Below are 11,264 nucleotides of genomic sequence, written 5' to 3'. Positions count from 1 at the left end.
GATACCACAGGTATCAGCACTGCTAACTGGGCGGTGACAGGTACGGGAACCAACCCCGCTAACGCCACCGACTTCGGGGGAACCCTCCCCACGGGTACGGTTGAGTTTGCAGATGGGGAAACCTCCCAAGTAATTACAGTCAATGTGCAAGGTGATGGGGTAGGAGAACCCAATGAAACTTTTACCGTCACTTTGTCTGGTGCTACCGACGCCACTATTATCACGGATAATACTGCTACCGGGACGATTAGGAATGATGATTTAATAAATCCATCTCATGACAACTTTGTCAATGCCATCATCATTAATGGCAGAAATATCATCACTGGTAGTAACATCGGCTTTACCGGGGAAATAGGGGAACCAGCCCAGCGGGGTGTAATTAACTCCGCTTGGTGGAGTTGGACTGCCCCAGCTACCGCCGCAGAAGTTAGTATAGATACCATTGGCAGTGATTTTGATACGGTGTTATCTGTATTCACCGGTGATACTGTGGATGGTTTGACATTAGTAGCACAGAATAATGACTTGGGGGACTATAATGACTTGGGGGACTTTAGTACAGAAAGCCGTGTGAGTTTTAACATCACTCCCGGAACTACCTATTACCTAGCGGTGGATGGCTATGGTAGTGAAACAGGCAATATCACCCTCAATGTTTTTCCCTTCAGCAATTACGAGACCTCTGGTGAGGCTTATGGTGTAGAAGTAGTGGGGAACTACGCCTATGTCGCTGATAGTGAAGCAGGATTGCAAATCATCGATATCAGTGACCCCGCTAACCCCACCCGCACGGGGGGTTACGATACCTCTGGTGAGGCTTATGGTGTACAAGTAGTGGGAAACTACGCCTATGTCGCTGATGGGCGGTCAGGATTGCAAATAATAGATATCAGCGACCCTGCTAACCCCATCTTCAAAGGCGGTGACGATACCACTGGCTATGCTTATGGTGTACAAGTAGTGGGGAACTACGCCTATGTCGCTGATAGTGAAGCAGGATTGCAAATCATAGATATCAGCAACCCCGCTAACCCCACCCGCACCGGTGGTTACGATACCACTGGCGTTTCTCTGGGTATACAAGTAGTGGGGAACTACGCCTATGTCACTGATGTTGGTGCATTGCAAATCATAGATATCAGCGACCCCGCTAACCCCATCTTCCAAGGCGGTTACAAGACCCCTGGCGATGCTTATGATGTACAAGTAGTGGGGAACTACGCCTATGTCGCTGATTATGATGCAGGATTGCAAATCATTGATGTGAGTCAGTTTACTCAAGCCCCAACTGAGCAACCATCTATAATAATCGCCCCCACCACCGCCATACAATCAGAAGGTAACACAGGTACTACCCCCTTTACCTTCACAGTTACCCGCACTGGGAACACCACAGATGAAAGTAGTGCTAACTGGGAAGTTACAGGTACAGGTGACAACCCTGCTAACGCTGATGACTTCGGGGGAACCCTCCCCACGGGTAAGGTTGAGTTTGCACAAGGGGAAACATCCCAAGTAATTACAGTCAATGTGCAAGGTGATAGGGTAGTTGAACCAGAGGAAACCTTTACCGTTACCCTATCTAACCCCAGTAATGCTACTATTACCACCGCCACAGCTACCGGGACAATTGAAAATGATGATACACCACCAGTGCAGGGCGATCGCCAACAAATTACATCATTAGATAATTTAATGACTCTCCCTGGTGGTAATGTATCTATTCCCCTGTTCTATAATACCTCTACTGGTGAGAATGCCCTTGCGGGTATTAGTCTGCGGTTGCACTACAATTCTAATGAATTGAGCTTCCAAACTGCAGAAAACCTATTTACTAACGATCTATTCGTTCCACTGGCAGATTTACCTGATAGTGGGGACTTTGACAATGACCCCGAAAGCGATCGCTATATCCAATTTGGGTATACTAGCTTTGCTGCTAATTGGCCTGGTCAAACCCTACCATTAAAGTTAGGAGATTTTAACTTTACCACCACTGGTAACTTTACTGGAACTCAACTTAATCTTAGTTCCGATAATTTAGCCCCTGGTTATAGCCTAGAAGCAGACCCGATTTTAGTCAGTAAGCAGGAGTGGAATTTTGATATTGACGGGAATGGAGAAATTAAAGCTCTTTCCGATGGGATTATGATAGTACGCCATCTGTTTGGTGCTTTCCCTGGTGATAAATTAACTAAAGGTGCGATCGCTCCTAATGCTACTCGCAACCTAGCAGAAATTCAAGCCTACTTACAACACGGGGTAGATAACAAATACCTAGATATTGACGGGAATGGAGAAATTAAAGCTCTTTCCGATGGGATTATGATAGTACGCCATCTGTTTGGTTCTACTGCTTTCCCTGGTGACAAATTAATTGAAGGTGCGATCGCTCCTGATGCTACCAGGGATTTAACCCAGATACAAGCACATTTAACTCAGTTCAGCACTGTAATATAGATGACGGTTGACGGTTGACGGTCAACAGTCAACAAATCCAAACCTACCCCCGAATGACTGTGATATTTCTGTTCTGGGGACTCTGGGTGATTTCGGTGGTAGTGCGATCGATTTTATTAGTTACTCATATCCCCGACTTCTGACTATGATCTTGTCAGGTAGTGATAAATTTTCGGAGAAGTGGGGGATATTGCCCATCTGGTGATGAAAATTACATATTAACATTTATTAAACAAGCTTTCAAAATACAGACAACCTCTTGAGTACCTTAATATAGATGACGGGTGATAAGCTAGTGCGATCGCCCGTGAAACCGCAGCGGTAATTAAACAAAATATTGGTTTAGTAATATTCCCCAATTTAGCGGCTTTAGGACTAACTATTACCCTAGGGTTGCATCCCTTAGCAGCGACCCTGATTCATAATGGTTCGGCAATTTTAGCTGGATTAAATGGGTTGCGTCTCCTCATCCACCAAGACCCACCAGGGGTAAGTAATGCTTGGGACTATAGGTATTTTGATTGGCAGATTATACTTTAATTCAGAGGATTATTCAGCACAAAAAGGCTGACTTTTGCTTTCAGTTTTTCTTGAGCCTTAATCTTCATTCCTTCTGCTTTGGCTTCCGCCATTTCTATTTCCTTCTTAATGTTTTCTTTGTTGGCATGAGATATACTAGCATCAATCACAAAACCTATTATGAATACTAATAGACCTAGAATAAAAGCGAAACCAGCAATATCGGCAGCCGATGCAGAAAAGGCAAAAAATACACTAAATATCAACAAGAGGCAACCACAACCAGATAGAACGAAATATTTACTTTCCGCCTCTTGTTTGGCTTTGGTCAGAAATGCCTCTGCTTTTTTTTCAGTTTCGGATACTTCCTCTATATAAGTACCAATTGTAGAGATAAATTTATTCAGAAATGAACGGTGTTTTTCCTTAGATAAATCTAGTGTTATGCTAGCTAACTTTTTAATAACCTCTAGAATTTTATAGATATCTTCAGCTTTCCAAGATGTACCACAATCCATACAAACATTAGCATTTTTAGCCTCCCCTGTCACTGCACCTATTGCACCACCTACAATCCCAAATAAAACCCAACCAGTAACGGCTCGCCCCCAATTTACTTGAGTTTCCTTTTTGAGTTGAATGTGAGTAGAACCACAATTAGGACAATTAGCCATATTTTTCTGAATATTCCAACAAAGGTATAATAATAGACAGTATTTTTTGTGGCAACTAAGGAGTATAAAAGAATTTCGTCATCTACCCTAAGACAGAGAAATAGATAAATACCTACCTTACCTTTGGGGGAGAAACTCAACTGGTTGATTTGTACACCGAATACCTGCCGTGATACGTTTTGTTTCAAACTCATTTGGCATCATGGGAAATTGTTAAAGGTTGATTCATCAGAGCTGCTAAGGTATTCTCGATCAGGGATACATGAGGAAATCAGTGAAAGTTTTAGTTGTTGGTAATGGAGGGCGGGAACACGCCCTGGCTTGGAAACTGTTACAATCTGGGCTTGAGCAAGTTGTTTGTGTACCAGGAAACGGGGGAACTGCTACTCTAGAACGTTGTCAGAACCTACCTTTGGCTGTAGATGATTTTGAGGGGATGAGCCGATACGCTCTAGAAAATGGCATTTCTTTGGTGGTAGTGGGGCCAGAAGTACCTCTAGCAATGGGAATTACAGATTACCTGCAAAGTCAAGGACTGATGGTATTTGGTCCAGGGAGAGCTGGGGCGCAAATAGAGGCTAGTAAAGCTTGGGCTAAAGCCTTAATGCAAGAGGCGGGGATTCCCACAGCCAAGGCTGCGGTATTTACTGAAGCCACGGCTGCTAAATTCTATGTAAAATCCCAGGGAATACCTATAGTTATTAAAGCCGATGGTTTAGCGGCCGGTAAAGGGGTAATAGTCGCCACAACTCAAGAACAGGCGGAAGGTGCGATTGAGGCAATTTTTGCGGGACAGTTTGGCAGTGCTGGTAATTTTGTGGTAGTGGAAGAATGTTTGATTGGGGAAGAGGTATCAGTTTTAGCCCTGACTGATGGGTTAACTATTCGCCCTTTGCTCCCCGCTCAAGACCATAAGCGGATTGGAGACGGGGATACAGGGGAAAATACCGGCGGGATGGGAGCTTACGCCCCCGCACCTATTGCTACACCCCAGTTAATGGCGCGGATTCAAGCTGAAGTGTTGGAAAGGGCGATCGCTGGTTTAAAATCTAGAGGTATTGACTATCGGGGGGTGCTGTATGCGGGCTTGATGATTGCCCCCGATGGCGAGTTCAAAGTGTTAGAATTTAACTGTCGCTTTGGTGACCCGGAAACTCAGGTGATTTTGCCACTGTTAGAAACACCCCTAGAGGAATTGATTTTGGCCTGTGTAGAGCAGCGTTTAGGGGAAATGCCGCCTATAGCTTGGAAACCAGGGGCGGCGGCTACTGTGGTCGCTGCTTCAGGGGGTTATCCTGGTAAATACGACACGGGTAAAGTGATTACGGGAATCAAAGAGGCTGAATCCGCGGGAGTGACGGTATTTCATGCAGGTACAAAATTAAACCAGCAAGAAGAAATAGTTACAGATGGGGGACGGGTGTTAAATGTAACGGGCATCGGTGAAAATTTTCAGCAGGCGATCGCTCAAGCATACACTGGAATCAAATCAATCCAATTTCAGGGGGTATATTACCGCCAAGATATCGGTCATCGAGTGCTCAAGTAGAATTTAGCTTTGGCGCTGCGCTTTGATTCCCAGCACAGGTCATGGCTAATCCTGATATTTCAATTAATATATTGATAACATCAACTATTAATTTTTCACTTGTTAGGGGTCAATCCAGTAATGAAACTAAGATTAATGCGAATGTCAACGGTTCGTTACAAATCGTAATGAAAATCTTCCCTATACTTTGACACACAAAAGGGATAGGGAGTGCAGCCGTGGTACTATTAAAGGTTATGCCTTTATAAAGACAAAACTATTAAGCATTTTTACACTAAGAGATTTTAGTAGGTTTTGTCCAACGGTTAAATAAGGAAAACTACTAACAAGTTGATTTAGAATGCTGGCTCCTTTAAAAACACTCCGGGAAGCAATTGCTAACTGGTGGTCAGAGTTCACCCTCCAGACCAAACTCTTGGCTGTGGCCACCTTGGTGGTGTCCTTGGTCATGAGTGGCCTCACATTCTGGGCTGTGAATACAATTCAGCAAGATGCGCGCATGAATGACACCCGCTTTGGTCGTGACCTAGGACTACTGCTTGCTGCTAACGTTGCTCCCCTGATCGCTGACCACAAATTCACTGAAGCCCAGCAATTTTCCCAACGCTTCTACAGCAGCACCTCTAGTGTGCGTTATATGCTCTACGCTGATGAAACTGGGAAAATATTTTTTGGCATTCCTTTTTTGGAAGAGGTAGAAAACTCCCTCACCATTGAACGACGGATACAACTACCAGAAGATTACACCAATGAGCGGAAAGAGCCCATGGTGCGGCAACATATAACCCCGGATGGAGTAGTCACGGATGTATTTATTCCCCTAATTGTTGATCAAAAACACCAGGGGGTTTTAGCCATAGGTATCAACCCCAACCAAACGGCAGTTATTTCTACTAATTTCACCCGTGATGTGACTATTGCGGTTTTTATCACGATTTGGGTGATGGTGATTTTGGCTGGAGTTATTAATGCTTTGACTATTACCAAGCCTATTAAAGAACTGTTAGTAGGGGTGAAACAAATTGCGGCTGGTAATTTCAAGCAGCGCATTGATTTACCTTTAGGGGGGGAACTCGGAGAGGTAATTCTCAGCTTTAATGAAATGGCTGAACGTCTAGAACGCTATGAGGAGCAAAATATTGAGGAATTAACAGCAGAAAAAGCCAAGCTGGAAACCCTGGTTTCTACCATTGCTGATGGTGCTGTTTTGATTGATAACAGTATGCAGGTGATTTTAGTTAACCCCACGGCCCGACGGATTTTTGGCTGGGAGGGGATAGGAGTTGAAGGGGGTAATGTTTTACATCATTTACCCTCAGCAGTGCAGATGGAAATTACCCGTCCTTTGTATGAAATGGCTGCGGGTGAATGTGACAGCGCCGAGTTCCGTATTCATTTGAATCAAGCCACTAAGCGTACTATCCGCATTCTTTTGACTACTGTACTCAATCTCCAACGGGAGAGCATCAAAGGTATTGCGATCACTGTGCAGGATATTACTCGTGAGGTAGAACTGAATGAGGCAAAAAGCCAATTTATTAGTAATGTTTCTCACGAGTTACGCACGCCTCTATTTAATATCAAATCTTTTATCGAAACTTTGCATGAGTATGGCGAAGAGTTGAGTGTGGAACAAAGACAGGATTTTCTACAAACTGTTAATAATGAAACTGATAGACTTACCCGTTTAGTTAACGATGTTTTGGATTTGTCTAAACTCGAATCTGGACGCAGTTACAATTTTGATGGTGTGGATTTAGCACAAGCTATTGAACAAACCCTGCGTACTTATGAACTCAATGCGAGGGACAAAGCTATTGAATTAATTCAGGAAATAGAGCCTTATTTACCCTTGGTTGTGGGCAACTATGATTTACTGTTACAAGTATTAGCTAATTTAGTAGGTAATTCTTTGAAATTCTCTCAGCCGGGTGGTCAGGTAGTCATTCGCGCCTACCAACTGGACACAAACCCTGACTCACACATTCGGGGTTCTCATGTCCGGGTGGAAGTCTCGGATACTGGTATCGGTATTGCCCCTGAAGACCAACAGGCGATTTTTGACCGTTTCTTCCGTGTGGAAAATCGTGTTCACACTTTAGAAGGTACTGGTTTGGGTTTATCTATTGTTAGGAATATCATAGAACGGCATCATAGTCAAATGCATCTGGTGAGTGAGGTGGGTGTGGGTACTACTTTTTGGTTCGACTTGACTGTATTTGAAGAAGTACCTCAAGATTTGACAGCTTCTAACTGAGTAATAAATGGGGCGATCGCTTCTACAAATTCCCCTGTTGATTCATAGGGTAAAACGTTGCGTCCCGGTATTTTAATACCCGTAGCTTGGGGTAAACAGGCCAGATAATCAGCCAAGCGTTCATCTGGTGTTTCTTGTTTCCCTTCTTTGCTAATACTGGATGCAGTTTCTCCTACAACGATCAGTGTGGGCTGATTGATACAAGCTAAATAACTACTATAATTCTGTCGCCAAAATCCAGCCAAAAATGAAAATACTGCATGGCGACTTTCTAGATTTTTTGCCCCTGCGAATAACATATTTAACCATTCTTTATCTACAGCATTCTCGGAGCCAAAAAGTTGTCTAATTGAGAAAGAACGCAAAAATTTTTCTGTCCGTGCGTAGCGATAAAAACCCTTACCAAAAGGGGAATCAAAAATATTCCAAGCTATTTTTTGCTGTAATGGTGATGCGTTTTTAGTAATTACTGGCCAAGATGGAGGCCCAGCTAAAATCATCCCCAGAATTAAAGATTGTTGCTGTACTAGTTCTATGGCTACGGGTAATAATGCGCCTTGTACTACAATTACTACAGGTTTTTTAACTACTGTTAATAAAAAGGTATGTAGTTGCTGCGCCCAATCTTGAGGAGTATAAGCCACATGGGGCATATCACTTTCACCACATCCGAGTAAGTCGGGATTGTAAATAGGATTTTTACGGCCTGTTTGATACCATTGGCGGCGAAACCTTTGCCAAAATTGCCGCGATAACCCCACACCAATCGGATGAATTAAAAGTAAAGGTATACCGTCACTGGCGGAATTAGCTGGTTCATGGATTTCATAGGCACAAGAATAATTGTTCCATGTATAAAACTGGGTAGGAGATATTCTAATATTCAATGAATTTACCATATTAATCGGGTTTTTTTCTTAAAAAATAATGTGTGTGTGAGTTAATTTATACCCTGCTTCTTTAATTTTTCGGTTGGATACTTTAGCATTATATGGACGGTTACTTGTAGTAGTATTATCCCATTTTACTTTGGGTAAATCGTGTTTTTTAAACAAGCGACTTAGTAACTCTCGACTAGTTAAATAGGCATCATCTACTAAATTATAAATACCTTCTAAGTAATGTTGGCGGGCAAATTCTATCGCCCCAACAATATCATCTAGGTGAACCAAATTGGTGACATCTTCACCATTACCGGTACGAGTTGTACCAGGAAGTGTACTAAATATTTTGATCAGTTCCCGATTCGGTCCATAAATACCTCCCAACCTGAAGATACAAACACGCAGTTGATCAGTAGATGCTGCTAGCAATACATCCTCAGTGGCTTGGAGAATCTTTCCCCGCTCATGAGTGGGTCTAAGTGGGGTTTGTTCATCTACCCATCCACCGTTATGGTCGCCATAAACTGAATAGCTGCCGGTATATATTATCTGCTTGATTGTAGGAATATCTGGTAAAAGGTTCACCAGATTTTCAGCAGTTTTGAGGTAAGTTTCAGCGTATACATTGACCCCTTTTGCCCCAAGACTCAACAGGACAACATTTTGATTTTGCAATACAGATTTTAGTCCTTCTCGGTTATGGCCTTGGATAACTACAACTTTGTGGGCTAGAGTTTGTAATGTGGGGACACGTTCAGGGGTGGTTGTGGTAGCAGTGATCATAAAATTTGTTTTTTGCTGCCACAATTGAGCAACTGCACAACCAACGTAACCGCAACCAATAATGGCGATGTTCATAAATCAAACTGATTGTTAACTATGGATGGCACCATCGGGCATAATTGCACCGGCTAAATTAGCACCAATTAATTTTACCAGTAGGCGATCGCCCGAACGAATCCGCGCCCCTGTCAAGTCGGCTCCGCGCAGGTCAGCGCCACTCAGGTCAGCGCCAATTAAATTAGTAGAGCGTAAGTTAGCTTCTCTGAGGTCGGCTAAAAGTAAATTAGCTCTAAACAAATTGGCTTGAGATAAATTTGCTCCCCGGAGAATGACTTTATGCATAAAAGTATCACTCAGGTCAGCGCCACTCAAGTTAGCATAACTCAAGTTTCGCCCAGATAAATCCTTGTTGCTGAGGTTAGAGCCGCTGAAGTTCTTACCACTCAAATCCGGGTTAGGGCTAGGTGGTTTGTAGGTAGTGTGGGGTGGTTTTTTGGGTGGAGATACCGGAGAATGAGCAACATGGTTATGCTTCTTGCCATTTAAAGCTCGCAATTGATCACGAGCTTCATTAATAGCTTTGAGCTTTTCTTGGGCTTTCTTTTGTAAACGAAGATTATCTTGAGGAATGCGATCAGGATGCCAAATGAAAACCAAGTCTTTATAAGCCTGGTTGACTTCCTCAAGTGTGGCTCCAGGTTCTATTTCCAAAACTCGATAATACTGCTCCATCTCGCTCATCAGGTATTTTTGTGAACAATCTTAAGTATGAGTGATGCAGCTGCCAGATCAAACCTACTCCAGTGTAGTTTTGATGTGGGAATTAGTGAGAATTCCACCCTAGTCAAGCCCTAGGGCGGGTGATTCTCCACCAGCATGGATTCCACCAGCAGAATAGTTTTTCTCTAACTGAGATTTAAATATTATACAAGCCTGTTTGAGGTAACTCAGTTCATAAATAACCTTTTGATCCTAAATTCCCACATATAGCATTTACCATGCTCGTGAGGTACAATTTTTTTTAGTTTGAGGGAACAGGGAACAGGGAACAGGGAACAGGGAATTGGTGTTTACTTCATGAGCCTGAAAAAGGCTATAGTATATTTAACGTATAGTCTGTTACCTACTTCTCCACCGATGCCTGGCTCTCCAATAAGTCATAAGTGGAAACTGATAAATTTCTGCCAAAATCCAGATAATAATTGATAAATGTGACAAAAAAGTGAGTATTGTCCAGATATAGGGTAACCAAGTAATGGGGCTATCAGATATTGGGGGTAAGTAATAAGCAGCTAGGGCAATGATAGTTGTTGGGATAACCACAAAAGCAATTGCTGCTGCACCATAACCCCAACCCAGTTCCACCCCTTCTAGTTGGGGTTCTGTCCAGTTAAAGCCATTCCAGCGCCATATCAGTGGGGGTTGCCGAGAAGGCATTTTGATTTGTTGTTCTTCTAGGTTGACAGTAAAAATCTCATGACAGAAGTCACAGGCCATAGTTTCCATCATTGGCATCTGAGAAATTTTACCGACGCGACAGACAGGACAGGGGTAAATTTCTTGCAGGTTCACAATAATTTAATGAATTTATAGTCATTTATGTACATTTATAGTATAATATTATGAGTGTACGATCATTAAATGAATGAAACTATCTGATTATGCAAAAAAGGTAGGGATAAGTTATGGAACTGCGTGGCGTTGGTACAAATCCGGCGTAATCACAGGTTATCAACAACCTACAGGAACCATAATTATTAATCTACCTGAAACTAACCAAAACCCTAACAAAGTTGTAGCTATCTACTGCCGTGTTTCTGATAATGGGTCAAAAGACAACTTAGAAAGATACCGCACTATAAATTTATCCAGCAGTTGGTTTATAAAGCTAACTTAGCTGGCGTTAAAGTTATTATCAACGAAGAAAGTTATACCTCTAAGGCTAGTTTTCTTGACCTTGATAATATCCCCGAGTACCAAAAAGGGGCAGAAGGTGTATTTAGTGGTAGAAGAGTAGCTCGTGGGTTGTATAAAGCTTCCAATGGAAGGTTAATAAACGCTGATTTAAATGGGGCGTACAACATATTAAGAAAAGCAGTCCTGAACGCTTTTGCAGACGGGATAGAGGGGTTAGG

10 protein-coding genes and 1 pseudogene are annotated in these 11,264 nt (G+C 42.8%); 6 read left to right on the top strand and 5 right to left on the bottom strand.

Features of this window, described 5'->3' with window-relative positions:
• Both NWP22_RS17615 and NWP22_RS17610 read left to right on the top strand, forming a co-directional pair.
• Positions 1-2,463, top strand: a 2,463-nt coding sequence (locus NWP22_RS17615; RefSeq protein WP_280802174.1) for a Calx-beta domain-containing protein, incomplete at its 5' end; no start/stop codon positions are given.
• A gap of 291 nt (positions 2,464-2,754) precedes the next feature.
• Positions 2,755-3,003: pseudogene (locus NWP22_RS17610) on the top strand (hypothetical protein); the annotation flags it as partial.
• On the opposite strand, the gene NWP22_RS17605 reads toward NWP22_RS17610, so the two are convergent.
• Entirely contained in the window at positions 3,000-3,656 is a 657-nt protein-coding gene (locus NWP22_RS17605) for a hypothetical protein (RefSeq protein ID WP_271732166.1), read from the bottom strand. The pseudogene NWP22_RS17610 and the gene NWP22_RS17605 sit on opposite strands and share 4 nt — an antisense overlap.
• Positions 3,657-3,930: 274 nt before the next feature.
• On the opposite strand from NWP22_RS17605, the gene purD reads away from it, so the two are divergent.
• Positions 3,931-5,205 (top strand): phosphoribosylamine--glycine ligase, encoded by a 1,275-nt coding sequence (gene purD, locus NWP22_RS17600; RefSeq protein WP_280802173.1) that lies wholly within the window; start codon positions 3,931-3,933, stop codon positions 5,203-5,205.
• Between the two features lie 340 nt (positions 5,206-5,545).
• On the top strand, positions 5,546-7,462 hold the full coding sequence (gene nblS / locus NWP22_RS17595; RefSeq protein ID WP_280802172.1) for a two-component system sensor histidine kinase NblS: 1,917 nt from the start codon (positions 5,546-5,548) through the stop codon (positions 7,460-7,462).
• On the opposite strand, the gene NWP22_RS17590 is transcribed toward nblS, so the two are convergent.
• The 4 genes from NWP22_RS17590 to NWP22_RS17575 form a co-directional block, all read right to left on the bottom strand.
• A complete protein-coding gene (locus NWP22_RS17590; protein ID WP_280802171.1) occupies positions 7,438-8,361 on the bottom strand; it encodes an alpha/beta fold hydrolase in 924 nt (307 codons plus the stop codon). The genes nblS and NWP22_RS17590 overlap by 25 nt on opposite strands.
• Before the next feature lie 18 nt (positions 8,362-8,379).
• Positions 8,380-9,204: an SDR family oxidoreductase gene (locus tag NWP22_RS17585; RefSeq protein WP_280802170.1), complete on the bottom strand. Its 825-nt coding sequence runs from the start codon at positions 9,202-9,204 to the stop codon at positions 8,380-8,382.
• Positions 9,205-9,219: 15 nt separating this feature from the next.
• Positions 9,220-9,870 (bottom strand): pentapeptide repeat-containing protein, encoded by a 651-nt coding sequence (locus NWP22_RS17580; RefSeq protein WP_271732158.1) that lies wholly within the window; start codon positions 9,868-9,870, stop codon positions 9,220-9,222.
• A gap of 378 nt (positions 9,871-10,248) precedes the next feature.
• Positions 10,249-10,644 (bottom strand): hypothetical protein, encoded by a 396-nt coding sequence (locus NWP22_RS17575; protein ID WP_271732170.1) that lies wholly within the window; start codon positions 10,642-10,644, stop codon positions 10,249-10,251.
• 130 nt (positions 10,645-10,774) lie between these two features.
• Here NWP22_RS17575 and NWP22_RS17570 point away from each other — a divergent pair, with 130 nt between their 5' ends.
• On the top strand, positions 10,775-11,026 hold the full coding sequence (locus NWP22_RS17570; RefSeq protein WP_280802169.1) for a hypothetical protein: 252 nt from the start codon (positions 10,775-10,777) through the stop codon (positions 11,024-11,026).
• On the top strand, positions 11,005-11,264 hold a 260-nt coding region (locus tag NWP22_RS17565), incomplete at its 3' end, for a zinc ribbon domain-containing protein (protein ID WP_425332623.1). The genes NWP22_RS17570 and NWP22_RS17565, both read left to right, overlap by 22 nt.

This window comes from Anabaenopsis tanganyikae CS-531 (assembly GCF_029891675.1).
In the GTDB taxonomy this organism is placed as follows: domain Bacteria; phylum Cyanobacteriota; class Cyanobacteriia; order Cyanobacteriales; family Nostocaceae; genus Anabaenopsis; species Anabaenopsis arnoldii.
Note: the sequence above shows the minus strand (reverse complement) of the source record. Positions and strands in the feature narration are given on the sequence as shown.

What these genes read in the sequence shown, in the direction of transcription:
- nblS (WP_280802172.1), top strand. Translation starts at nt 5,546, where the DNA reads ATGCTGGCTCCTTTAAAAACACTCCGGGAAGCAATTGCTAACTGGTGG.
- NWP22_RS17580 (WP_271732158.1), bottom strand. Translation starts at nt 9,870, where the DNA reads ATGAGCGAGATGGAGCAGTATTATCGAGTTTTGGAAATAGAACCTGGA.
- NWP22_RS17605 (WP_271732166.1), bottom strand. Translation starts at nt 3,656, where the DNA reads ATGGCTAATTGTCCTAATTGTGGTTCTACTCACATTCAACTCAAAAAG.
- NWP22_RS17570 (WP_280802169.1), top strand. Translation starts at nt 10,775, where the DNA reads ATGAAACTATCTGATTATGCAAAAAAGGTAGGGATAAGTTATGGAACT.
- NWP22_RS17590 (WP_280802171.1), bottom strand. Translation starts at nt 8,361, where the DNA reads ATGGTAAATTCATTGAATATTAGAATATCTCCTACCCAGTTTTATACA.
- NWP22_RS17585 (WP_280802170.1), bottom strand. Translation starts at nt 9,204, where the DNA reads ATGAACATCGCCATTATTGGTTGCGGTTACGTTGGTTGTGCAGTTGCT.
- NWP22_RS17575 (WP_271732170.1), bottom strand. Translation starts at nt 10,644, where the DNA reads ATGCCAATGATGGAAACTATGGCCTGTGACTTCTGTCATGAGATTTTT.